The 25,696-nt window shown below is 45.5% G+C and carries 19 protein-coding genes; 13 read left to right on the forward strand and 6 right to left on the reverse strand.

Annotation, left to right across the window (positions count from 1 at the left end; genetic code table 11):
• Positions 1-277 precede the first annotated feature (277 nt).
• Positions 278-1,486, forward strand: a complete 1,209-nt coding sequence (locus FHS57_RS11850) for an NAD(P)/FAD-dependent oxidoreductase (RefSeq protein ID WP_183973822.1) — start codon at positions 278-280, stop codon at positions 1,484-1,486.
• 78 nt (positions 1,487-1,564) lie between these two features.
• Here FHS57_RS11850 and mnmC2 read toward each other — a convergent pair whose 3' ends face one another.
• Both mnmC2 and moeB read right to left on the reverse strand, forming a co-directional pair.
• A complete protein-coding gene (mnmC2, locus tag FHS57_RS11855) occupies positions 1,565-2,236 on the reverse strand; it encodes a tRNA (5-methylaminomethyl-2-thiouridine)(34)-methyltransferase MnmC2 (protein ID WP_183973824.1) in 672 nt (223 codons plus the stop codon).
• Positions 2,237-2,268: 32 nt separating this feature from the next.
• On the reverse strand, positions 2,269-3,348 hold the full coding sequence (moeB, locus tag FHS57_RS11860; RefSeq protein ID WP_183973826.1) for a molybdopterin-synthase adenylyltransferase MoeB: 1,080 nt from the start codon (positions 3,346-3,348) through the stop codon (positions 2,269-2,271).
• 130 nt (positions 3,349-3,478) lie between these two features.
• Between moeB and FHS57_RS11865 the strand changes: the two genes are divergently transcribed.
• The 3 genes from FHS57_RS11865 to FHS57_RS11875 all read left to right on the forward strand — a co-directional run bounded on the left by FHS57_RS11865 (position 3,479) and on the right by FHS57_RS11875 (position 6,912).
• Positions 3,479-4,357, forward strand: coding sequence for a hypothetical protein (locus tag FHS57_RS11865; protein WP_183973828.1), 879 nt, complete (start codon positions 3,479-3,481; stop codon positions 4,355-4,357).
• A 156-nt stretch (positions 4,358-4,513) separates the two neighbouring features.
• Positions 4,514-4,963 carry a DUF5606 family protein gene (locus FHS57_RS11870; protein ID WP_183973830.1) on the forward strand — a complete coding sequence of 150 codons (450 nt, stop codon included), beginning with the start codon at positions 4,514-4,516 and terminating at the stop codon, positions 4,961-4,963.
• A gap of 65 nt (positions 4,964-5,028) precedes the next feature.
• The gene (locus FHS57_RS11875) at positions 5,029-6,912 is read left to right on the forward strand and encodes a heparinase II/III family protein (RefSeq protein WP_183973832.1); all 1,884 of its coding nucleotides are present in this window, start codon (positions 5,029-5,031) and stop codon (positions 6,910-6,912) included.
• A 119-nt stretch (positions 6,913-7,031) separates the two neighbouring features.
• Here the strand turns inward: FHS57_RS11875 and porV are convergent, their stop codons facing one another.
• The 3 genes from porV to FHS57_RS11890 all read right to left on the reverse strand — a co-directional run bounded on the left by porV (position 7,032) and on the right by FHS57_RS11890 (position 12,354).
• Positions 7,032-8,243, reverse strand: a complete 1,212-nt coding sequence (gene porV / locus FHS57_RS11880) for a type IX secretion system outer membrane channel protein PorV (protein WP_183973834.1) — start codon at positions 8,241-8,243, stop codon at positions 7,032-7,034.
• Positions 8,244-8,327: 84 nt separating this feature from the next.
• Positions 8,328-11,702 (reverse strand): type IX secretion system sortase PorU, encoded by a 3,375-nt coding sequence (gene porU, locus FHS57_RS11885; protein ID WP_183973836.1) that lies wholly within the window; start codon positions 11,700-11,702, stop codon positions 8,328-8,330.
• Positions 11,703-11,742: 40 nt separating this feature from the next.
• Entirely contained in the window at positions 11,743-12,354 is a 612-nt protein-coding gene (locus FHS57_RS11890; protein WP_310586990.1) for a sprT domain-containing protein, read from the reverse strand.
• Positions 12,355-12,476: 122 nt separating this feature from the next.
• Between FHS57_RS11890 and FHS57_RS11895 the strand changes: the two genes are divergently transcribed.
• The 3 genes from FHS57_RS11895 (at position 12,477) to FHS57_RS11905 (ending at position 15,822) form a co-directional block, all read left to right on the forward strand.
• On the forward strand, positions 12,477-13,151 hold the full coding sequence (locus FHS57_RS11895) for a ClpP family protease (protein ID WP_229601323.1): 675 nt from the start codon (positions 12,477-12,479) through the stop codon (positions 13,149-13,151).
• 111 nt (positions 13,152-13,262) lie between these two features.
• A complete protein-coding gene (locus FHS57_RS11900; protein WP_183973838.1) occupies positions 13,263-14,093 on the forward strand; it encodes a DUF3800 domain-containing protein in 831 nt (276 codons plus the stop codon).
• Between the two features lie 151 nt (positions 14,094-14,244).
• Complete coding sequence (locus tag FHS57_RS11905) at positions 14,245-15,822, forward strand: NFACT RNA binding domain-containing protein (RefSeq protein WP_183973840.1); 1,578 nt, start codon at positions 14,245-14,247, stop codon at positions 15,820-15,822.
• Here FHS57_RS11905 and FHS57_RS11910 read toward each other — a convergent pair.
• Positions 15,817-16,968, reverse strand: coding sequence for a LacI family DNA-binding transcriptional regulator (locus tag FHS57_RS11910; protein WP_183973842.1), 1,152 nt, complete (start codon positions 16,966-16,968; stop codon positions 15,817-15,819). The two genes, FHS57_RS11905 and FHS57_RS11910, sit on opposite strands and share 6 nt — an antisense overlap.
• 339 nt (positions 16,969-17,307) lie before the next feature.
• Between FHS57_RS11910 and FHS57_RS11915 the strand changes: the two genes are divergently transcribed.
• The 6 genes from FHS57_RS11915 to FHS57_RS11940 all read left to right on the forward strand — a co-directional run bounded on the left by FHS57_RS11915 (position 17,308) and on the right by FHS57_RS11940 (position 25,513).
• Positions 17,308-18,714, forward strand: coding sequence for a Gfo/Idh/MocA family protein (locus tag FHS57_RS11915; RefSeq protein ID WP_183973844.1), 1,407 nt, complete (start codon positions 17,308-17,310; stop codon positions 18,712-18,714).
• A gap of 151 nt (positions 18,715-18,865) precedes the next feature.
• On the forward strand, positions 18,866-20,032 hold the full coding sequence (locus FHS57_RS11920) for a Gfo/Idh/MocA family protein (RefSeq protein ID WP_183973846.1): 1,167 nt from the start codon (positions 18,866-18,868) through the stop codon (positions 20,030-20,032).
• 49 nt (positions 20,033-20,081) lie between these two features.
• Positions 20,082-20,981, forward strand: a complete 900-nt coding sequence (locus tag FHS57_RS11925) for a DUF6807 domain-containing protein (protein WP_229601324.1) — start codon at positions 20,082-20,084, stop codon at positions 20,979-20,981.
• 228 nt (positions 20,982-21,209) lie between these two features.
• Positions 21,210-22,436: a mannonate dehydratase gene (gene uxuA / locus FHS57_RS11930; RefSeq protein ID WP_183973850.1), complete on the forward strand. Its 1,227-nt coding sequence runs from the start codon at positions 21,210-21,212 to the stop codon at positions 22,434-22,436.
• A 154-nt stretch (positions 22,437-22,590) separates the two neighbouring features.
• The gene (locus FHS57_RS11935) at positions 22,591-24,690 is read left to right on the forward strand and encodes an alpha-glucuronidase family glycosyl hydrolase (RefSeq protein ID WP_183973852.1); all 2,100 of its coding nucleotides are present in this window, start codon (positions 22,591-22,593) and stop codon (positions 24,688-24,690) included.
• Between the two features lie 64 nt (positions 24,691-24,754).
• Complete coding sequence (locus tag FHS57_RS11940; RefSeq protein WP_183973854.1) at positions 24,755-25,513, forward strand: SDR family NAD(P)-dependent oxidoreductase; 759 nt, start codon at positions 24,755-24,757, stop codon at positions 25,511-25,513.
• The last annotated feature ends 183 nt before the right edge of the window (positions 25,514-25,696 follow it).

A 25,696-nucleotide genomic window follows, 5' to 3' on the forward strand; every position in this document is an offset into this window, starting at 1 on the left:
AGTTCAAAACTTTCGAGAGGTTTTTTGTCGTGCTGAGGGTTGCTCGCCATACCGTGTTGAGGGTTGCTATATCGTGTTGAGGGTTGCTATATCGTGTTGAGGGTTGCTCACAACCCGAATAGAGTCGATACTCAAACTTCTCGAAAGTTATAAAACTTTCGAGAAGTTCTTTTTCTTGAAAAATGAATTAAATTTCTTGCTTGTGTGATATTTGTTACAAAGTAAGGCATGGGAAAAGGTGATTTTTGAGCTCAATAACAACCTTCCTCTTTTTCCCATGACTACTACACACTTCCAAACTCTTATCGTTGGTGGCGGCAATGCAGGATTATCCGCAGCTTCTCAGTTGTTAATCAAAAACCCGTCGCTGCACATTGGTATCATTGAACCTTCCGAAAAACATTACTATCAACCCGCGTGGACACTTGTAGGGGCGGGCGAATTTGATATTAAAGATACCGAAAAAGACGAAGTCGATTTTATCCCCAAAGGAACTACCTGGCTCAAAGACGCCGTGGCAACGTTTCAACCCGAACAAAATCAGGTTACTTGCCGAAGTGGGGCAAAATATACCTACGATACCCTGATTGTAGCGCCAGGGATTCAGGTGGATTGGGGAAAAATAAAAGGGTTAAAAGACACCCTCGGGAAGAACAGCGTTTCGTGTAACTACTCGTTTGATGCGGCTCCCTATACTTGGGAGTTAATCAAAAACTTTGAGGGAGGAACGGCCGTTTTTACCAACCCTTCTAGCCCCATCAAATGTGGAGGTGCTCCTCACAAAATTATGTACTTAGCCTGTGATTATTGGCGTAAAAAAGGAATTTTGGACAAATGCGACGTCCATTATATCTCGGGCGTAGGGGCTATTTTTGCCGTAAAAGAATACGCCGCAACCCTGACGGGCATCGTAAATCGTAATAATATTAAACCTCATTTTTTGAGTAATACGGTGGAGGTTGACGGAGAAAATCAAACGCTATATTATGAAACAAAAAATGAGCAAGGCGAAACGGTTCGCAAGGAAATAAAGTTTGATTTGTGTCACACCGTACCGCCACAATCGGCCCCCGATTTTATCAAGAATAGTCCACTTGCCGACCCCAACAATCCGTTTGGCTACGTAGAGATTAATAAAAATACGATGCAGCACAGTCGCTTTCCCAACATCTTTGCGTGTGGCGACTGTACCAATGCACCTTGTAGTAAAACGGGCGCGGCGATTCGTAAGCAAGTTCCTGTGGTGGTGAGCAATTTGCTTTCGTACCTCAAACAGCAAAGCCTCAAAGAACAATACGATGGCTACAGCGCCTGTCCGATTCCGACGCAATATGGCAAACTGATGCTGGCGGAATTTGATTACAGCAACACACCCAAAATGACCTTCCCTTTTGACCAAACAGTACCGAGATGGAGTATGTGGGTGCTGAAAAAATACGTGTTACCGTGGTTGTATTGGAATCGAATCCTGACGGGTAAAGCGTAGTAGGAACCAACTTCCCGAAAGCTTTAAGCTTTCGGGAAGTTTTTTTGTTCTAAAACTTTCGGGAGGTTTTGTGTTGAGCTATTTCACAGCCCGAATCACTTCACGTTTGTATTTTGGGCCAGGGTGTTTTTCAATGACTAAACCAGCGGATTTTAGGTTGTTTTGGACGTAACTTTTTGAGCAATAGGTGGTTAAATTTCCGCCAACTTTGAGCAACCCTGCCAACTTTTGAAAAATCCCTTCTGTCCAAAGTTCGGGCTGCGCTCTGGGTGCGAACGCATCGTAATAGATGACGTCAAATTGGTGTGACGTTTCAAAATCTTGGAGGGGAATATGGTGTTTTTCTAGCCGAAAATAAGGTGAAAGCTCGGTTGTTTTGCCCCAAGGGGCATGGTGTAATTGAGAGAGTTGCTGGGTGTTTAGTAAGCCATCATAATTGAGCAGAAGAGCCTGTTCGGGTGCTATGGGAAAGGCGTCAATCGTTACATAATGCACGGGAAGTAAGTTTCTTTCGGCTTCGAGCCACGTAAGCGAAGCGTTAAGCCCAGTTCCAAACCCCATTTCAAAAAGGTAAATAGGAGCTTCTGAATTGGTTTCGCGCCGTTGGCGAATAGCTTCTTTAAGTCCTAAATTGATAAAGATATGAAGAGACTCTTGCAGCGCACCGTTGATAGAGTGGTAATAAACATGCAAGGCTTCGTTGTGGAGGGTATGCGAGCCATCGCGTGTAAGGACAAGTTGAGTCGTCATTTTCTTACAGAAATCAAATACATTAAAATCAATTACAATTTTCGATAGGCCACGATTCCTCCAACTAGGTTGGAAAGCTGCGAGAAGCCGAATTTGTCTTTTAATTGGGCGATTGCTTTTTGGCTTCGCATGCCACTTTGACAATGCACAACGACCCGCTTGTTGCGCTGAATCAATGGCACAAATTCTTCCAATCGGGAAAGTGGCATAAGCTCACCGCCGAGGTTGTCCAGTTCATATTCGTGGGGTTCACGGACATCAATCAATTGAAAATCAATGCCTTTGTTAATCAATTCCTGGAGTTCTTCGGGCGAAATATCGCTTTCTATATCGTTTGTGATACCACAAAAAGCTTCGTAATCAATCAGTTGAGTGACAGTTGGTCGTTCGGGAAGTTTAGGAATCCGAATCGTGCGACTAATCATCGTGAGGGCGTCCATGATAAATAATTTCCCCGAAAGAACGTCTCCAATTCCCGTGATTAGTTTTAGGGCTTCGTTGGCTTGGAGGCAGCCGATAATGCCAGGCAATACGCCCAAAACCCCTGCTTCGGCGCAGTTGGGGGCGAGTTCGGGTGGGGGAGGAGTCGGGAATAAATCGCGGTAATTGGGGCCATTCTGGTAATTAAAAACGGCTACTTGTCCCTCAAAACGGTAAATAGCACCGTAAATCAAGGGTTTGTGGAGGAGCAAACAGGCATCGTTGACCAGATACCGCGTAGGGAAATTATCAGAACCATCCACCACAAAATCGTACGACTCAATGATGGAAAGTGCATTTTGAGAGGTCAGATTTTCAAAGTACGGATTCACCTGCACAAACGAATTGAGCGATTGTAACCGCCTTTGGGTTTCTTCCACTTTGGGTTTTCCTACCGACTCGCTGCCGTACATAATTTGGCGCTGCAGGTTGCTATCATCCACTCGGTCGCCGTCCACAATTCCAATTGTACCTACGCCTGCCGCCGCCAAGTACAGCAAAATAGGGCTTCCTAGCCCACCGCACCCAATGACCAAAACGCGGGCCGCTTTTAGCTTTTGTTGGCCTTCTATTCCGATGTCAGGAATGAGCAAATGTCGGCTGTAACGTTTCAGTTCTTCGGGCGTAAGCATGTTTTGTTAAATTTTGTTAACGAGGCGATTAAACCTTTGGTATGATAAAAATTCTAAGTGTTTGTGAACCCTGACAAAGGTGAACACAACCAGTCAAAAAACAAATGTTAAACCCCAAAACAAAAGTTCCATGAAAACCAATTTGAATTGGCAAAAGCTTGCCACTATCTGTTTACTTATCGTTACTATGGGTGCTTGTAATCAGGATAATACATCAGTTAATCCTGATATAGACAACGTGACCGCCGAAGATAATCAGGCAATTGTGGATGAAACTGAAGCAGTTTTTACCTACAACGAGGATTTGTTTGGTGGTTTTTCGGGAGCACGCGAGGCTGCCACTACGGGAGCTGATAGCACTGGTGTAGGAATGCGCCCGCTTAAAAAAGATAACTGCGCGACGATTACTCGAACCCAAGCCAATGGGGTCATAACGGTCGTTGTAGATTATGGAGCTTCTAAAGAATGTGATGGAAGAAAGGTAGGTGGAAAAATGACCATTCAGATGCCTCTTCGACCTGCCGCCAATACTTCGGGCTTGTTGACACAAACCATTACTTACGAAAACTTTCAACGTGGCCCAAGAACGATTACGGGAAAACATTCGGTGAATTTGGTGGTAGAAAATGGCAAATTAGTAACCAAAGAGAGTTTTACTGAAACATCAATCACGACCGAAAACGGTAAAACAATCTTATTTAACAGCACTAAAACCAGAAAAACAGACACCAAAGGCACGCCTTTGAATGTAAGTGATGACGAAATTGTGATTACAGGATTTACGACTGCCACTGGCAGCGATGGCAAAACATTTTCTTCAACGATTACAAAATCAATTATCGTAAAAGTAGCATGTAAATCCACCAGTGGGGGCTTCCCTGTGGCGGGAACCATCGAAATTGTGCGCCCAGATAAACCAAAATCAATAGTAGATTATGGAGATGGTGCCTGCGACCGTACTTACACCGTGACTACCAACGGAGTAACCGAAACAAAAACACGAAAATAACCGTCTCATACAGCCATTTTTAGTGAAGTTTGGTTTCCAAAAGAAAAAGTCGTTAGTTGTTTTCAAGCAGCCGACGACTTTCGTGTTTTTCAAGAAAAAGCATTACTTTTGTGCCCTAATTCTGAAAAATAACTACGCAAAAATCATTTGTAAGATATGGAATTGTTGAAAGAGATTGCCAACTTCTCGGGTAAGTCGGGCTTGTATCGCATCCTAAAACCAGGACGCGGAGGAGTAATCGTAGAAAGTTTGGACGCAAAGCGTGAAAAATCAATGATTGGAGCTTCGGCACGCGTTTCTGTGTTGAAAGATATTTCCATCTTTATGGCAGATACAGACCAAGCGACGCCCCTTGCTACTGTTTTTGAAAATATTCACAGCAAATACCAAGGCGAAACCCTTGACGCTAAAGCCATGTCAGATTACCAATTGGTGGATTTTATGACGTCGGTATTGCCAGGGTATGACACTGAGCGCGTGTATTTGTCGGATGTTCGTAAAATTATTTCTTGGTACAACATTCTTTTGGTTCAATTACCTCAAGTGTTTGAGCAAGCAGCCGAAGAACAACCAGCCGCCGAAGCAGCCGAAGAAGAAGCTAAGTAAGCGACTTTAGAAAAAACGTAGAAGCCGTGACATCCAATCACGGCTTTTTCTTTTGAGGAATTTTTATGAAAAAAGTACTCAATATAGTAACCAACATGGGGCCGCGATACGTGGCCTTTCGCCTGTGGTACGAAGTCCGCCGCCGAACGGGCTTACTCAAAGCTGCTTTTCCTACGCAGCCCCCGTCGGAAGCCTATTCATCATTAGCTGCGTGGAAAAAATTGCACGTGCGGTTTCTTTTTGAGGCGAAAGAAAGCTTAGCGGAGGGCATGAAGCTTTCGGAGGAGGAACGACAGAAATTGGTTGATCAACTTAACGAATACCGACAAGGTCGCCTTTTGATGTTTAGTGCCACGTATTACGAAGTGACTGATTGGCTCACGAACCCTTCTAACGGCTACCGCTACGACGCCAACAAGCACTGGACAGACATTCCTGATTTGTCGCCCATAGCGGGAGATATTAAATACGTTTGGGAAAAATCACGATTTGCGTTTTTGTATCCGTTGATTCGCGGTGATTTTCATTTGGGAGAAAACAATGCTGAAACGGTTTTTCAAGAAATAGAAAACTGGATAGATGCTAATCCAATCAACTGCGGCCCTAACTGGCGTTGTAGCCAAGAGATTTCGTTGCGGGTGTTGAACTGGACTTTTGCATTACATTATTATAAAAATTCATCGGCGCTGACGGAAGCTCGTTTTGAGAAAATAATGCACGTGTTGTACTGGCAAATGCGGCACGTAGAAGAGAATATCCATTTTTCACGCATTGCCGTACGTAATAACCACGCCATTACCGAAACGTTGGCTTTGTACCTTGTGGGGCTTTTGTACCCGTTTTTTCCCGAGGCACCGCGTTGGAAACAACGTGGAAAAAAATGGTTTGAAGATGAAATAGCTTACCAAATCTACGAAGACGGTACATTCCTACAGTTTTCGATGAATTACCATCGCGTTGTGATTCAGTTGCTTACGTGGGCAATTCGTTTGAGTGAACTCAATGGCGAATTTTTTTCAGAACGGGTGTACCACCGTGCCAAAGCGTCGTTGCAGTTTCTACGAGCGTGCCAAGATACCCAAACGGGTTGGTTGCCTAATTATGGCAACAACGATGGCGCGTTGTTTTTTCCTCTCAATGCGGCGCACTACCGCGACTACCGCCCGCAATTGTCGGCGTTGGAAGCAGCATTGGGCGTTCCATCTCAAATGACGGAAGACTGCTTTTGGTTTGGAACAACTACGATTTTACCACCCACTCAAAAACCGTTTACAGGTACTTTTTCCTTTGAAAAAGGAGGTTACTACGTCGTACGCGATGTGGATGAGAGTGTGACGTTTATTCGATGTGGAGCGTACAAAGACCGCCCTTTTCAGGCAGATAACCTGCATTTAGATATGTGGGTCAACGGTCAAAATCTATTGCGTGATGCAGGCTCGTACTTGTACAATACCGACGAAAAATGGGTGCGTTATTTTGCTGGAACGGCTTCGCATAATACCGTGATGCTCGGAACCTACGACCAAATGCTAAAAGGCCCTCGCTTTGTATGGTATAACTGGGTGAAAAAAGCCGCAGCTTCATGGGAACAACGAGATGAAACATGGATTTTTGAGGGACAAATAGAAGCTTTTGCGCAGGTTGGGAAAGGCATTATCCACCGTAGAAAAGTTCAGAAAAAACAAGGGGAGTTGGTTTGGGTAATCGAAGATTGGCTAGAAAATGCACCTGCCGACCTACCCATGTATCAAATTTGGCATCCGTCGGAGGTAGCTGAAAACAGCGTTGAGTTGACGGCTTTTGATAAACAGGGAAATCCATTGGTCATTTTGCAGGAAGAGGGGTGGTACTCAGGTTTTTACGGTAAAAAAGAAGCGTGTAAACGCTGGGCAATAAGTCATTCGGAGCATTACATCAGGACAGAAGTTTTCGTCGAGAGCGGGTTGTGAGCAACCGTGCTGAGGGTTGCTCACAACCCGAATTCTATGCCGAAGGTTGCTCATAGCCTGAAAAAAAGAAGCCGCTTACGAAATCTCGCAAGCGGCTTCTTTTTGGAAAACGAGGACGATTAATTCTCGCTTTCGTTGTTATCAATCACCATGTCGGCGGCTTTTTTAAACATATCTACGATGAGCGACACGCGGAAGGTATTGGCCAATGGGCTACCTTGTGTTTGTGGCATCAAGTAAGCGAAGTCGATACCATAGCGTTGTTGAATACGTGCGCCAAAACCAACAGTGAAATACTTGCGATTTCCTTTGGTTCTAGCTTCATTGAAATAACCCGCCCGTACGGCAAAAACTTCATTGTACCAGTACTCAGCTCCTGCCGAAATCATGAACTCACGAAGTTCTTCGCTTGCACCACCTGGAGCATCCGAAAACGAGCTGAACATAGCGGCAATACTACTACGGTTGGGGTCTTTGCCACTCGTGATTTTACCCGACGCATCACGAATTGGAGGCGTTGGAATCATCAACTTGTTCAAATCCATCGTAAACGTAACCTTGTTGTATGGGTCGATGTGGCGAGTTGCTGCTCCACCAAACTTAAATGTGGTAGGAATAAAGCCACTGTCAGTACCGCCATAGTTTACTTTACCCCCAATGTTCTGAAGCATCAAGCCAAACGAATATCCCCAGCCAGCACCAGTACCTTCGTCGATATTTTCAGTTTGGTAAAAGGCGCTCAAGTCACCCGCAGCAGTTGTACCAGGCTTGAGGGCAGAGTTACCCATTACCTGAACTCCTCCTCCGAGGTTGGAGTTGATATATTTAAGGTTCAACCCCATCGAAAACTTATCAGTAAGCTTGCGTGAGTAAGCTACCGAAGCAAAAAATTCGTTGGAATAATAATTGCCAAGCAAGGTGCCAAAGCTGTTACGCGCTTGAAACATGCCATGGTCAAAATACATAAGGCTGACACCCACAGCCTGATTTTTGCCAATTTTTTTGAAGCCAGACAGATACGCAAAATACATATCTTCAGTTACGTTGCGAAGCCATGGCGTATATGAAAAAGAGACTCCGTAGTTTTTGGTTGCTTGAGCCAATTTAGCCGCACCCCAGTACATAGCATTTGCATCTGGACTAAGTGCCGCACCTGCATCTCCCAACGCGGCGCTACGAGCATCAGGGGTAAAAGCAGCGAAGGGAACCGACGAAATTACTGGATTGATACCAGAACTGTCTTGGCCTGCGGTTGTTGTACCTTGAGCTGATGAAATGAAAGAAATACAGAGACCCACCAAAGTGACGACGGGAGAGGTTTTTCTTAGCATAAGGAAATGGAAGAAATGTGACTGTGTCAAGAGACGTACATTTATTTTAAAACACGCAAAGATAGTAATTCCTATTTTCAAAATCTATTTTGGTTTTATTAACTTACCACCCACGGTTTGAGTCTGTTGGCGAGTAAGAGATTTCACAACGATTCGATACACATATACGCCAGCAGGTACAGGTTGGCGGTGTTGCGTAGCGGCGTTCCAAGTCATGGTGGTTAGGATAGCATCCGAATTGTAAATGGTCTGTGTTTCGCTCCGTACCAAATTCCCACTGACGTCGAAAATCGTTGTTGTTACTTCGACATCTTCTCCTTCATTGACCAACTCTATTTGTAGGGTGGCTTGTTCTACAAATGGATTTGGGTAGGCGATGACACTTTTTACAATGGCCGATTCTTTGCCTACCTTAAACCTTAACGTACCCTCACTCCAATTATTATATATATCCGCAACTTTTAAGCGAAGTACATAGTCGCCCGCAGGGAGTTTTTTGAGTAAATAATTAATCCTGCCACTTTGATAACTGTCTTGATTTGCCGTAAAATAGTCGTTTACGAGTAGGATTAATGTATCATTGAGGGTCAAACTGATGGGTTGAAGTAGATTAATGCCGCTGTCGTCCGTCAGCTGGGCAATGAGCAATGGACTATCATCTAGTTGGCTGCCTTCCACAAAATTTTGGTCGTTGAGGTAAAGCTGAACCACGGGCGGCTTGGTATCGGGGTTAGAAAGTGCAGTGCCGCCAACCCACACTTGGTTGGTACCTCCCATGGCATCGGCGCTCGTGTCGGCTTTGATGGCATAGACTTGTATTAGCCCATTCCCAAGTTTTGTGTCAATGTTTTTGGGTACGACAAAATCGACGACAAACAAGCCATTTTTAACACTTACTTTCCCTTCAAAAATTTTGCTTTTAAACTGCTTATAAGGCATCTTGGCGTTTTCGATACCGAGTGTCATTAGCTGATTTTCTTTGTCATAGACACTGATGCTTGCCACTCCATTGAAATCGTTCACAAGGACATTCCCCAGTTTGATTTGACCACTAATGCGCGCCTTCCCGCCCGCTTTTAGGGTATCTTGCGTTGTTATTTCTACGTCATAGTCGGGGTAATTGAGGCGTAAAGAAGGGTCGCCTAGGAGTGTAAAGTTTCGGTTAAAAACGCCGCTAAAGCTTTTATTTTTGGTCATTCGCATCAAATCTCCCAAGCGTGGCACGTCCCCGCTGGTATGTTCGAGCGCACTTTCGTAAAAAGCCTCATTGAGTAAAAAATTGGTACTGGCATACACTGGTCGTGCGGTGGTCAGCATGGCAATGGCGCCGCCTCTTGGACTCAAAACGGCCAATTCAGCGCCCGAAACTTCGCCTGGGTTGTCATACCGTCCAAATTCACAAGTGGCTGTAATCATCAACGGTAGATTGTCAAGGTTGCGCCAATTGAGGATATTTTGAAGTGTAACAATCTGTTCGTCAGCCCAAATGGAAATGCCGCCGTGACCCGTGTAATTCATAATTAAAACGCCTTCGTCAATCAATCGGTCGATGGTTTTGCTTGCTTCAGGGGCGTGAATGGGCGTGCCAATTTGGGGAAACGCATCGACATAGACTTTTTGAAGTTCGTAAGAGGCCGTCTTCGAGGCAATTTGCGTCGATAAGTTTTCGGCATCTTGTTGGTGCAAGTTGGCATCGCCGTCGTCGGCTACAAAGGCGATTTTTTGCCGCCATTTTCCACGCCCGCGTTTGGCTACATAACGGATCAATTTATCCACCGCCGTTTCGGCTTCGGCAGTAGTTTTGACGGGCAACCGACCCACGCCAATGTCGAGTAAATGATTTCCGCTAAAATCCTCAATCCATTCTCCATCGGTAGGTTTAAGAAACCCAAAATAATCGTCGGACGTAAAACTCAGCACAGGATGCCCCGACTCGCGGCTTTCGTAGGATGGTACAAAATAGGTCATCTCAAGCGGAGAAAACGCTTTGAGGTTGTTTTTATAATCATACGTTGCATCACCAAAAAGCAACAAATACTTGAGGGTATTGGGCTGGCGGTTGTTCAAAAACTTGGCATAATCACGAATGGCGGTCGGGTCAGCTTGTCCCGAAGCAAACTCGTTATAGACTTGATTAGTGGTAACGACGATGACCTCCAAACCATCGTTTTGACGGCGAAAAGTAGCAAGCCGTTGTGCTTGTTTAAGCCAGATGGGTGACGTGATGATGAGTAAGTTAGGAGTTGAAAGAGCGCGAAGATTCTGGTTGGAAACAGCTTGTGCAGAAATTGGAGTCAACAATTGTGTTTCCGAAAAAGCCACAAACCGACGAAATATTTTTCCTGAAGTACCAAAAATAGCCTCTGTTCCCGATAAGCGAAACGATTGAGCGGCAGGTCGTTGTGGGTTGGTGACATCCCAAAGTTGCATTTGAGCGCTGGCCTGACCAATCTGATAGCGAACCGAATCTTGGGTTAACGAAGCAAGAGACTGAAAAATAGTAGGTTGGGTGTATAAACGAAGGCTACGCTGAATTTGCAATCCAAAAAAATCTAAATACCCTTCGGCATTGGCTTGACCTGCTTTGTCGAAGGTCAGGGAAGTAGTGACTCGCGTGGTTGCGTTGGAAAGTTGACCGTCATAGGTTTTTTGGGTTCGCAAACCTTTGGAATCGTAGCGGTAGTTCGTAACCGTTCCCATGGTTTGTTCGCCTAAGGTTTGCCCATTGACCCCCACCACAAATTTGGTCGTGACTTGTGCGGCGGCTACGCTGGCGACCGTTACTTTAACGGGGCTGTTGGGAAGTAAACCTTCTAAATCGGCCGAAAAATCTTGGCGTGTTTGATTGCCAAAATACTCACCCCACCATTCTCTTCCCGACTGAACACGGTTGTAGATTTCACTTTCTCGAAAAACGTAATCGTCAAAAGCCGTTTGTATCGTCCCCGAATTTCCAGAAGGGTAAGTTGGAAGGCGAAGTCCCGCTTGCGTAGCGTCTAGTTGTAAGAAGTAAAAGGTCGTGTCGCTATACAGGTTGAGTTGGTGTTCAAGGCGTTTTTCGGCTGTGTTGTAGCGAATTTCGTGCGGACTTTGCCCCCAAAACCAAAGGGCGTCACCTTCGTCAAATTTGCCATCGTTTTCCCCTTTGACATAAACCGCATTTTCGGTTAATTCATTGGCCCTATTTTGGGCGTTTGATTGAGGAAGCATATAGCCGCCGTTTCCAAATAGGCGAAGGTTTTTTGGGTTAATATCGCTAGTGGCAATCCCCAGTTTTTTGAGAAACGGCGCATCAATTCGATACACGCCTGTTTGCGTTACCCCAATTTTGAACCACTTTCCAGTAGCAAGTACCGAACTCTGATTTTGCCCCCAACTTGTCGTAGTGAATAAGAGTAAGAATAGGAGGAACGCGCTTAGCACCTTTCCAATAAAGCGATATGTGAGTAAAAGTTTCACGAATAAGATGCTGCTTTTGTATATCGTTTCTCAAAGACAACTACAGCCGCTCCACCCAAGCGTGGGCTGCGACCAAGTATTTTTTTTGCGAGGTTTTCTCTATACAAACGATGCGAGTGCGGCGCTGCGTGCCTCGGATAAAGACTTTTTGCTGTAATCGAAACGCCTGCCCTTCTGACAACTCACTTACCATGACCAAATCCGAATGCGGGGCATCCACGTTTTTAATGGCCTGCATAAGGGGTAAGAATGTCCCCGTAGAGGCGGTTGGATTATGGGAATATAGCGTAAGCGGGGACAAAATCGACGTGGGAAACGTTTGTTCGTTCAGGGTAGGCAGCAATAAAGCGCGAAAATGTGTTTTCCACGCTTTTCCGTGCGGAGGTTGGCGGCGTTTGTACGAACGATACACTTCAAGGTGGGCGATTTCGTGAAGGTAAGTGATGAGGAAATTGTAAGGGTTGAGGTTGTTATTGACCGTAATTCGCTCACGTTGATTGGGTTTTGCCGTAAAATCGCCCAAACGGGTATGTCGAGGGCGAGTCACCACAAAATCAAACTGATAACGTTCCCATAGGTCGTAGCAATAAGCTACAGAAGGGGCTGGAACATGACGTTCCAGGATGTTCCACATCGCTAATCTCGCTTCCACCGATAATTTGTTGGTTAAACCGACTACAATCAAACGCTAAATTCTGCATTTTTGCCTGCCGAACCAAGCGTTTGCGTTTTATGTTCTGTAAACACAAAATAAACATATAAAGTTAAGTTACCATGAATCACGGACAAGAATTTAGAAAGTACGCAGTAAAACACCTCGGCATGAATGGCCTTACGGTAGATGGATACATGAACCATACCGTTGAAAATATGACCCGCGCTATCATCGAAGAGCGCCCCATGAACTTCCGTGAAGTAGATGTATTTTCGCGTTTGATGGCAGACCGTATCATTTTCTTTGGTATGCCTGTCGATGACCAAATTGCGAACATCGTAGTAGCGCAATTGTTGTTTTTGGAATCGGCTGATCCTAAGAAAGATATTTTGATGTATATCAACAGCCCAGGTGGTTCGGTATATGCAGGTTTGGGTATTTATGACACGATGCAGTACGTTCGTCCCGACGTAGCCACGGTATGTACAAGCCTCGCGGCGTCGATGGGAGCGGTACTGTTGGCGGGTGGTGCAGCTGGCAAGCGTGCGGCACTTCCACACGCTCGTATCATGATTCACCAGCCGTCGGGTGGTGCGCAAGGCCAATCGGTTGACATTGAAATCACAGCCCGCGAAATTGTGAAATTACGTGGTGAGTTGTACGAAATTTTGGCCAACCACACAGGACAAACAATCGAAACCATCGAAAGAGACTCTGATCGCGACAAGTGGATGCGTGCCGAAGAAGCAAAAGCGTACGGTCTTATCGACGAAGTTTTGGTAAGAGATAAATAAGCTATCGGCTTTGTAATGAGCGCCAGTGGGTTATGAACCTACTGGCGTTTTTTTGTTTTTAAGGGTTAGTATTACTTACTTTGGTTACCTTCTGGTTTTAAGAGCAAGTAAATGTCAAAGAAAAATAAAAAAATTAGGACAAATCATCGCTTTTTAGATGAGGCGGGAGATACCACTTTTTATGCAAAAGGGCGCCGTTCAATTATCGGAACAGAAGGCGTGTCCAATTGTTTTATTTTGGGAATGGTCAAATTTTACGAACCTCTTGAAAAAATTAGAGAGCAAGTTGCAGAACTTCAGAAACAAGTGTCAGATAATCCCTTTTTTGAACTACCTAGCATCATCAAAAAGAAGAACTCTGAAGGAGGCTATTATTTCCATGCAACAGATGATGTGCCAGAAGTGAGATTTGAGTTTTTTAAATTTATAAACAGCATTGGTTGTTCATTTGAAGCCGTCGTTGGCCGAAAAAATATTGAACGGTATGAAACAAAACACAAAGGCAAGGAAGAGTATTTCTACGCGGATCTACTTTCACATTTATTGAAAAATAAACTGTCGAAAGGCGAGAAAATGGTGCTTCACATTTCTGAGAGAGGAAAAAGTACGAAAAATGCCAACTTGGATTTGTCCCTAAAAAAAGCAATTCAAAGGTACCACAAGGCCAAGGGCGAAACGAAAGAAATTACTACAGAAGTATTATTTAACGTAAATTATCCCACAAAAGACCCGCTTCTCAATATTGCAGACTACTTTTGCTGGGCTATTCAGAGAGTTTTTGAGCGAGGGGAAATGCGTTATTATAACTTTTTAAAGGAAAAAATATCCCTAGTGATTGATGTGTACGACAGTAGTGCTTATAACTCAGGGAAATGGGAGAATTACTATACGCCAAAAAATCCTTTAACAATCAAAAATAAAATAAGCCCACCTTTGCACTAATCTTGAAAAGTTTCAAGAAACGACATGGAGTCGGCGTTCATGCAAGGCAGACCTACAGTACAAAGGTAAATAAAAATAGTTTTTTGTCAAAAGTTTCACGTTTTTATTGTGTTTGAAATCAATGAATTAACACCGTGAAACACAAATTGAGATGTATCAGAATTATCATTTTTTACGGCAGTTGAGCCAAGCGTTGCGGCCGTTGGTGGTTGGGTTGAAGTTCATGGAATGTTTCAGCCAAGAGAAAGACGAGTTAGTGATTGTCTTGGCGCACGCCCGAGGCAAAAACAACTATTATCGCCCGTTTTTTCTTCGTGCTACCCTGCGTCCCGACTTTGCCTGCCTGCATTTTCCCGAAGATTTTAGCCGCGCTCGCCACAACAGCGTCGATTTGTTTGAGACATTGTATGATTTGGAAGTAGTTGATGTTCGGCAGTTTAAAAACGAACGAGCCTTTGGGTTGGTGCTGGAAAATAATTACACCTTGGTGTTTAAACTTTTCGGAAATCGTTCCAATGCGGTGTTGTTTCAAGAAGAGGCCGTGATTGATGTGTTTCATAACAAACTCGTGTCAGATAATAACTTGCAACTAGCAAAACTCGACCGCGAACTCGACCAATCTTGGGAGGCATTTGAAGCGGCAGGGCACGACCATCGGAAGCTATTTCCGACTTTTGGAAAGGAAGTAAATGCGTATTTAGAGCAGCAGTCAGCACTCAGTAGCCAGCCGTCAGTTGGCTTAGAAAAGTGGACATTGATTCAAGGCGTGCTTCAGAAGCTAGAGCAGCCAACGTATTACATTTCTACGTGGCAGTACCAAATTACGTTTTCGTTGGTGCCGCTGGGCGAGGTCATTCGCAGTCATACCGACCCGATTGAGGCCCTCAACGATTTTTATACTACTTACAATCGGATTGGGGTTATTTCCAAAGAAAAATCGGAAGCGGTTCGGGTGCTTCAAAAGCGCATTCAACGCACCGAAAATTATTTGGAAGAAGCCTTTCAAAAACTGGTAACGGTGGATGGTGATGTGAAAAATGAGGAAATTGGGCATATTTTGATGGCCAATCTTCACCAAATTCCCGAGCGTGCCGAACGAGTTACCTTATTTGATTTTTACCGAGATAGAGACATTGACATCAAACTCAAGTCTGACCTTTCGCCCCAACGCAATGCCGAAACGTATTACCGAAAGGCAAAAAACGAACGGATTGAAATTGATAAACTGCAAGAAAACATTGCGTTGCGTGAGGGTGAATTGGAAGACTTAAAGAGTCATTTACAAGAAATAGAGGCATTTGAATCGTTGAAGTTGCTGCGTAAGTATTTGAAAAACAATAGTCTGCTGACCGACGCTCCCATCCTTTCGCCCACCCAGTTATTCAAACATACTGAGTTTGAAGGCTACGTGATTTTGATTGGAAAAAATGCCAAGAACAACGATTTGTTGACCAAAAAATACGCTTACAAAGAAGATTTGTGGTTGCACGCCCGCGACGTATCGGGCTCGCACGTGGTCATCAAGTACAAGGCGGGGCGAAAAATCCCGAACAGTGTCATCGAACGCGCGGCGCAGTTGGCGGCTTGGTATTCAAAGCGGCGAACGGAAACGCTCTGTCCTGTGATAGTTACTCCCAAAAAGTTTGTGCGTAAGCCCAAGGGATTGCCAGAAGGCGAAGTCGTGCTGGACAAAGAAGAAGTCGTGATGGTGGAGCCGCGTGGGTTATAACCGCATCGACGATTTTCTAATCCGTAATTCCCCTCGCATTTTTTTGATGATTAGGCTAAAGGTATCGCGGTGAATGATGTTGTCAATCAACAATGACGCCGCTGTTTCGCCCATTTCAAACGGAAAAAGGTGAAAGACCGTCAATGAAGGCTCAATCAGTTCGGCAATGAGTTCATCCCCAAAACCTACCACGGCGATTTCGGTGGGAATTTGAATTTTACGACGTTTGAGTTCGACCAAAAGTTCAATGGCATTGCCGTAATGAATGGCAAAAATCCCGTCGGGAGGTTCTGGAAGTGAAAGCCAATGGTTAAGCGCTGTCAACGACTCGCTTTGCTTAAATTCAGTGTGATAAATCAGGGTGTCATCCAGAGGAAGCCCGTAGTGGCACAGTGCGGCTTTGTAGCCTTCCAAACGCGTTTGGCTGATTAATAATTGGGGTGGTCCTGCACAAACGGCAATTCTCCGACAACCCTGCTGGATGAGGTGCTCGACCAGCGCAAAACTTCCTTCAAAGTCTTCTTGAACCACTTTGGCCGTTTCCACTTCGTTGCAAACGCGGTCGAAGTGGACAATCGGAAGTCCTTTTTTGAGCTGCAAACGAATGTGTTCAAACGACGTTGTTTCTTTGGAATGACTGATTAATAGACCATCCACCCGACTGGCAATTAACGCCTGAACGTTGAGGGTTTCGGTCGAATGCGATTCGTTTGATTGACAAATCATGACGCGATAGCCAGCTTCCGTCGCCACGTTTTGAATCCCTGCCAACACCCCCGCAAAAAAAGGTCGTTCGATGTTGGGAATCACCACCCCAATCGTGTGTGTTTCGCCACGGTGAAGGCTCTGAGCCAGTAGATTAGGTCGGTAATCCATTTCATTGGCAACCCGCAAAATCTCTTGTCGCGTCAACGAATTGATGTCGGTGCTGCCATTTAAGGCCCGCGATACGGTAGAAGGAGCTACGCCGAGCGACTTTGCAATGTCGATAATGGTGGTTTGGCGAGCGGCTTTCTGAGGGGAAGCTGCGGGTAATTCTACCGTAAAATGCACTTGGCACGTTTTACAATAAAACCGTTGACGTCCTCTTAAAAAACCAGCTTTCACTACTTCCGATACCGATTGGCATTGTCTGCACTCCACCATATAATTGTCTTTTTTTTAGTTAGCCGCAAAATGGGTCTAGCGATTACGTTATAGCTGACGTTGTGGTTAAATACTTTAATTGCACAAAAATATATAAATTTAGTAATAAAAAATACCTATCGGTGGCGTTTTCGGAAACGTTTTCGATAGGTATTTTATGCTTTTTTTCAAAACAAGACAGTAAATAAGTTGGTGAAATGGGCTTGTTGTAGTAACATTAGCTTAGAATCAAACGAGCGCAATTTGCAACAAGCGTTTCTTTCTCAGTGCTTTTCTGTATGGAATTGTACTTTTTTAGGAAATAGATTTAGAAAATACCTTTATATCCCAAGCCTTTTTATGTCAACCACATCTCAATCCTCTGTTTCGAGAAGAAAATTTCTTGAACTGACTGCCAAAGGAGCGGCAGCATCAACGGTCATTGGCGTGCCAACGATTGTACCCGCTTCGGTTTTTGGTAAAAATGCCCCGAGTAACAAAATCAACATTGGCCAAATTGGTTGTGGGCGTATCGGCCGTGACCACGACATGGTCGGCACGATGCAGCACGATGCAGCACGGATGATTGCGGTGTGCGATTTGGATAAAAACCGTTTGGTGGATGGTAAAAAATTGGTTGAAAGCTACTATGCCAAAAAAACGGGCAATGCCAACTATGTGGACGCCAAAATGTACGACGATTACCGTGAAATGTTGCTCAATAAAGACATTGATGCGGTGATTATCAGTACGCCCGACCACTGGCACTCGCAACCTGCGATTGAGGCGGCTTTGGCAGGAAAAGATGTGTATTTGCAAAAACCAACCTCGTTGACCATTGCGGAAGGACGAATGTTGAGCGATATTATTCAGAAGAAAGGTACGGTGCTTCAGGTGGGTACGCAACAACGTTCGTCACCACAGTTTCGGATTGCGGCGGAGTTGGTTCGGAATGGTCGTATCGGAAAACTTCACACCGTAAAAGTGGGACTTCCAGGCGATCCATCAGGACCCGCAGCACCTGCGATGCCTGTGCCTGCAGGCTTCAATTATGATATGTGGCTAGGCTCAACTCCTGAAGTTCCTTATACTGAGATAGGGGTGCATCCTCAAAAAGGCTACGGACGCCCAGGATGGTTGCGCCTTGAGCAGTATGGCGCGGGGATGATTACGGGTTGGGGACAACACCACTTCGATTCGGCAGCGTGGGGAATGGATACCGAACTGACAGGCCCCATTTCGGTACAGGCCGTGGCGGAGTTTCCAAAATCAGGTTTGTGGAACGTTCACGGTGACTTTATGGTGAAGGCCGAATACGCGAACGGTATCACGATGTACACCAGCGGAGGCTTCCCGAACGGCATTCGTTACGAAGGAACCGAAGGCTGGATTTGGGTGTCACGCGGTGACTATGTGGCTTCGGCGAGCGACCCAGTATCGAGAGAAAAAAGTAGCAAAGCCCTTGATGCCAGCGATCCTAAGATTCTTACTTCGGTGATTAGCGAAAACGAAATTCACCTTTATAAAAGCGATGAGCAACACGGCAACTGGCTCGAATGTATCAAAACGCGCAAAGCACCGATTTCGCCCGTAGAAATTGGACACCGCGCTTGTTCGGTGTGTCTCATTAGCCACATTGCGATGAAATTGCCACGCAAATTGCAGTGGGATCCTAAAACCGAACGTTTTGTGAACGATAAAGAAGCCAACGCGATGTTGAGCCGTTCTCAGCGTAAGCCTTACGGAACTACAAACATCAAAATGTAACGTGCGTTGGGTTTCTCAAAACCCAATGTTTAAGCACCCAAAACATTGTAATGTGTGTCAGGTTTCTCAAAACCTGACTTTTTAAGCATAAAAAACATCATGTAATGTGCGTTGGGTTTCTCAAAACCCAACTGTTCAATCATAAAAAAATATGAAAAAGAAAACGAATCAACGCCGTACCTTTTTGAAAGAATCCATTGCTTCGGCCGCAGGAATGATGGCTTTACCGATGCTTCCTTCCATGGCTTACGGAAATATAATCACCGAGACGGTTGCCCCCATCGTTGTTCCTCAATACGATACACCGCGTATCAAATTTTCGGTCATTGGAATGAACCACGGCCATATTTATGGTCAGGTAGAGGCGGTAGTTCGTGGAGGCGGAGAACTGGTTTCGTTTTATGCCAAAGAACCTGATTTGGTAGCGGCTTTTGCGAAACGTTTCCCAAAGGCAAAACTGGCTTCAAGCGAAAAAGAAATCCTAGACGATAAATCTATTCAGTTGGTACTGAGTTCCATCATTGCCAACGAGCGCGCTCCGTTGGGGATTCGGGTGATGAAAAGCGGAAAGGATTATATGTCGGATAAACCTGGGATAACGACGCTTGAGCAACTGGCCGAAGTGCGCAAAGTGCAGAAACAAACGGGGCGTATTTATTCCATCATGTACAGCGAACGCCTCGAAAATAGAGCAACCGTAAAAGCGGGAGAACTGGTAAAAGCAGGAGCAATCGGTAAAGTCATTCAGACCATTGGAATGGGGCCACACCGCATGAATCCCAAAACGCGCCCTGAGTGGTTCTTTAACAAAGAACAGTTTGGCGGTATTATTTGCGACATTGCGTCTCACCAGTTTGACCAATTTTTATTTTTTACGGGTTCTACCCAGGGTGAAATCGTGGCTTCGCAAATTGGAAACACAAACCACCCTCAATACCCTAATTTTGAGGATTTTGGTGATGTTATGTTACGTGGAAACGGCGGGATGGGCTACATCCGCGTGGACTGGTTTACCCCCGACGGACTGAATACGTGGGGCGATGGCCGCTTGACGATTTTAGGAACGGAAGGCTTCATTGAAATTCGTAAGAATACAGACATTGGCGGTCGTTCGGGTGGGAATCACTTGTTTTTGGTGGATCAAAAAGAGACTCGCTACATTGATTGTACGCAGCAAGATTTGCCTTATGGTCGCTTATTAGTGGACGACGTTTTGAACCGTACTGAAACGGCTATGTCGCAAGCTCATTGTCTTTTGGCAATGGAGTTGGCCATCAAAGCGCAGAAAAATGCCCAAAAAATTACCTTAACAAAGTAAAACCCAAACCTGTAAGGTTTCAAAAACCTTACAGGTTTACGCGATGAAAATGAAAAGTCCCCATTTCTACCAGTTTATAGCAGCATTTGCGTTGGTGAGTAGCGTAGCGATTTCCCAAACAAAAATCACTGCGATGAAGTACAATTCGAAGATTGATATTACGATTAATAATAACTTTTTCACAAGCTACATTTTTTCTCAGGACGAAAAATACCCCTTTTTCTTCCCCGTCAATGGCCCTTCAAATGCCAGTGTGACGTCGATGCGAAATGGGAATTATCCGCACCATAGCTCCTTGTTTTTTGGGTGCGACCGAGTCAACGATGGTAATTATTGGCAAGAAGGTTTAGAAAAAGGACAGATCATCGCCCTTCGCACCGACATCGTGCAGTCGGGGGGAGAAAAAGTAGTGATTGAAAATGAATGTATTTGGCGCCGTCCCAACGCCAATGCGCCCGTAAAAGACTTTAGAACCATCACCATTACCGCTCCCTCGAAAGATTTGTACCAAATTGATTTCGACGTGACGATGGAAATGCTCATGGACGTAACAATCTTGAAAACCAATCACTCGCTTTTTAGCGGACGAATGGATCCCGATTTGGCTGTCATCAACGGCGGAACGATGGTGAATGCCGAAGGGAATACAGGAGAAAAGGGCACATTTGGCGTGAAATCATCGTGGATTGACTGTTCGGGAAAACGCGGTGACAAAGTAGAAGGCATGACCATTATGCAGCATCCTTCAAACCCTTGGTATCCGTCGCCTTGGTTTACGCGTGACTACGGTTTCTTTTCTCCAACGCCCATGTATTGGCCGCAAGACGACAAAGCTACGGTCTTGAAAAAAGGCGATAAGTTAGCGTTGCGTTACCGCGTTTTGGTACATGCTGGCGACCACAAAGCGGCCAACGTCGCTCAGTTATTTGAAAAATATAAAAGTGAATAAACTTTGGTCAGACGACAGTCAGACCACAACAAAGTAATCTTTCGGGTCTGACTATCGTCTGACCCGAGCAAAACAGGTGGTCAGACGGCAGTCAGACCACAACAAAGTAATCTTTCGGGTCTGACTATCGTCTGACCCGAGCAAAACAGGTGGTCAGACGGCAGTCAGACCACAACAAAGTAATCTTTCGGGTCTGACTGTCGTCTGACCCGAGCAAATACAATAGTTATGGCATTTATTCAAACTATGCGTTGGTTTGGCCCCAACGATCCCGTTTCGTTGATGGATATTCGTCAGGCAGGGTGTACGGGTGTGGTATCAGCGCTTCACCAAATCCCCGTCGGAGAAGTGTGGAGTGTGGAAGAAATCAAGCAACGCATTCAACTCATTGAAGCAGATAATCATCGCTATACCCGCCTTACGTGGGACGTAGTAGAAAGTTTACCTGTTCACGAAGACATCAAAAAAGGACTTCCCAGCCGAGAAAAGTACATCGAAAACTACAAAATCTCGCTGCGCAATTTGGCCGCTTGTGGCATCAAAACCGTCTGTTACAACTTCATGCCCGTGCTCGATTGGTCGCGAACCAATTTGAATTATCAAATGCCTGATGGCTCATTGGCGTTGCGTTTTGTGTGGGAAGATTTTGCCGCTTTTGATTTATGTATTCTAAAACGGCCCAACGCCGAAGCCGATTATTCAGAGGAAATTCAGGCCAAAGCCCGCGCTAAATTTGCGCAAATGAGTCCCGAGGAAGTCGCTACGTTGCAAAATACGGTGTTGCTGGGCTTGCCAGGCTCGAATGAAGCCTTTGAATTAGCCACGTTTCAAGGGTTGTTAAATAATTATAAACAAATAGGTGACAAAGAGTTACGTCAAAATCTTTACTATTTTATTCAGCAAGTTGCCCCTTTAGCGGAGGAAATAGGAGTCAATCTTTGTATTCACCCCGATGACCCACCGATGCCGCTGCTGGGCTTACCGCGTGTGGTGAGTATCGAAAGTGATTTGGAACAATTGATGGCCGCCTGCGATGTACGGGCCAATGGAATTACGTTTTGCACAGGCTCGTTGGGAGTGCGTGCCGACAATGACCTAGCAGGAATCGCCGAGCGTTTTGGAAACCGAATTCATTTTGTGCATTTGCGGGCAACAAAGCGAGAGAAATCGCCTGATAATCAATTGATTTTTCACGAAGCCGACCACCTTACGGGTGATGTGGACATGTACGCGGTAGTGAAAGCGTTTGTGTTGGAAAGTAAAAAAAGGAACAAAGCGGGCTTGGAAGATGTCCAAATCCCGATGCGCCCCGATCATGGGCATCAAATGTTGGACGATTTGAATAAAACAGGTAAAAATAAGTCTTATCCTGGGTATTCGGCGATTGGCCGACTGAAGGGATTAGCAGAATTGCGAGGCTTGGAAATGGCTATTGAAAAAGGGCTTATGCTTTAAATTACTTTCAGGTTTAGTGTATTGTTAACTACTACCCGCTGATTTCCGCCGATTGAAAGCCGCAGAGAAACGCTGATTTTGTTTTAATCTGCGCACATCAGCGTTTTTTTAATCTGCGATTTTCTGCGGGTAAAAACTAGGTAACTGTTTACTTATGAAAAAATATTTGTTTCTATATCTTCTGCTATCTTCGGTATGTGCCTTTGCCGACGATGGCTCTCGCCTCTGGCTTAAATACGATCTTTTGGCCGACGTCCAGCAGCGTGATACGTACTTAAAATCGACACAGTTTGTGGCAGCCAATTCTTCGCACCCCACCATCAAAGTAGCGGTACAGGAGTTGGAAATGGGCTTAAAAGGTTTGTTGGGAAAAGCACCTGTCCTCGTTCAAACCGCTACCAAATCGGGGGGGATTATCCTGAACGTTGCCCCCAATTCCCCTTCCACGTTGCCCCAAGATGGCTTTGAGTTGTTTTCGGAAAAAGGGAATATCGTCATTTCGTCCAAATCAGAAGCAGGTGTGTTATACGGTGCGTTTGAGCTACTTCGCTACCTTCAAACGGGGAAATCGTTGACAAATCTTTCAGTGAAAAGCAGCCCTAAAATCAAATTACGGATGCTCAATCACTGGGACAATGCCAACGGAACCGTCGAACGGGGCTACGCAGGTTCGTCGATGTGGAAGTGGACTGAACTTCCGTTTCGGATTGACCCTCGTTACATTACCTACGCTCGCGCCAATGCTTCGTTGGGGATTAATGCGACATCCATCAACAACGTCAATGCCAGTTCACGTTTTTTGACCGAAGAATACCTCGAAAAAATCAAAGCCGTGGCCGATGTACTTCGTCCCTATGGCATCAAAGTATTTATTTCGGTCAACTTCCGTTCGCCTCGTACCTTGGGAGGGCTTAAAACTTCTGACCCCCTCGACCCCGAAGTGCGCAAATGGTGGAACGAGAAAACCAAAGAAATTCACCGCTATATCCCTGATTTTGGGGGGTATTTGGTCAAAGCCAACTCCGAAGGAGAGCCTGGCCCGCAGGACTACGGGCGTACCCATGCCGACGGGGCCAATATGCTGGCCGAAGCCATGCGACCGTTTAGCGGCATCGTTATTTGGCGGGCGTTTGTTTACAATGCCGACCCCAAAGGCGACCGTTTCAAGGAAGGTTATGCCCAATTTAAGCCGTTGGATGGGATATTTGACCCCAAAGTGATTGTCCAAGTCAAAAACGGCCCGATTGACTTTATGCCGCGTGAGCCGTTTCATCCGATGTTTGGGGCTTTTCCAAAAACAACCTTGGGCATGGAGTTTCAGATTACGCAAGAATATTTGGGGCAGTCAACGCACTTGACCTACCTTGCTCCCATGTTTAAAGAGTGTTTGGATACGGATACTTACGTGAAAGGAAAAGGAACGACTGTGGCTAAAATTGTGGATGGAAGCGCTGAAAACCACCCACTTTCGCTCATGGCTGGGGTGGCTAATACGGGTTCGGACGCCAACTGGTGCGGCCATCCGTTTAACCAAAGCAACTGGTACGCTTTTGGTCGATTGGCGTGGGATTACACACTGTCGTCGGAACAAATTGCGACAGAATGGACGCGCATGACGTTGACCCAAAAGCCGCAGTCGGTGCAGAAAATTACGGACATCATGCTCAATTCACACCCGATATACGTGAGTTATACCTATCCGTTGGGGACGTCGCACATGATGGGAGAGGGGCATCACTACGGGCCTGAGCCGTGGCTTACCAAAGCCGCCCGCCCCGACTGGACGTCCATTTATTACCATCGGGCCGATTCGATTGGGTTGGGCTTTGACCGTACTGGAAAAGTGAGCAATGCGCTTCAGCTATACAGCCCTGAAGTTCAACAACTTTGGGGAAACGCTGAAAAATGTCCACTCGACTATCTGCTTTGGTTTCATCACGTACCTTGGACCCAAAAATTAAGTACGGGTCGTAGCCTTTGGGACGAACTTTGTCACCGTTATTATGATGGGGTTGGGCAAGTCGGGAAGCTGCAATCAGCTTGGGAAAGTGTGAAGTCAGATGTTGATAAAGAGACGTTTGAGGACGTGAAAGGGCGTTTGAAAATTCAAGAAAAAGAGGCGTTGTGGTGGCGAGATGCCTGCGTGTTATATTTCGGTGAATTTTCAAAACTACCGATTCCAAAGCCGCTTGTGCCCCCTACCCGAACTTTAGATGATGTCAAAAAGCTGACGGAGATTTATCATTTACGATAAAGTTTTTGTTCGTAAAATTTTTAGCGCACCGATGTAAAACCGAATCCAAAAAATTACTAAATAAATGAATCCGATTTTTTCGTTAGAGGGCAAAATCGCCCTCATTACTGGCGGTGGTAGCGGCATTGGCAACGCCATCGCAAAATGTATGATTGCCGCAGGAGGAACGGTCGTAATAACTGGTCGCCGCGAAACCCCGCTTCAAGAAGCTGTGACTGAACTGGGCGAGAAAGCGCATTATGTGGTAAACGATGTGACTGATTTGTCGCAATTAGAGGCGTTAGTAGAACAGATTGAAACCACGATTGGCCCCATTGATGTGTTGGTCAACAACGCGGGTATCAACATGAAAAAACCAGCACTGGAGGTTTCAGACGAAGATTTCCAGCGAATCATTCATACTAATTTAAGTGCCGTATTTTCCCTCACTCGGGCTTGTGCAAAACGCATGGTGGCGCGTCAAAGTGGGTCTATTTTGATGATTTCATCCATGGCGGCCTATTACGGCATCGACCGCGTGGTGGCGTATGGAGCTTCCAAATCGGGGGTGGAGGGAATGGTACAAGTGCTTACTTCTGAATTTTCGAAGTTCAACGTTCGCGTCAATGCCATTGCTCCTGGCTTTATCGAAACCGCCATGATGAAAACCGCCATGAGCAGCGATCCCGACCGCATGAACAAGGCCCTCGACCGTACCCCAATGGGTTATTTTGGCAAACCCGAAGACATTGGCTGGGCGGCAGTGTATTTGTCGTCCGAGGCAGCCAAGTACGTGACGGGCGTCTCATTGCCCGTGGATGGAGGCAATTCGATTGGTTTTTAGGCGTTTGCTCGCTGTTAACTGTTATTTGGTAATGGTGTAACTGTGATGGGCAAAGCCAGAAAAAAGTATGCTGAACACATAATGGATAACAAATAACAGTTAACGGATAACCCAAACTCCGCACTTCTGGTACGAAAAATGCGTTTAGGTGGGTAAAGTCACTTTTACAACCATTGACCATCT

This window comes from Runella defluvii (genome assembly GCF_014195535.1).
Classification (GTDB): Bacteria; Bacteroidota; Bacteroidia; order Cytophagales; family Spirosomataceae; genus Runella; species Runella defluvii.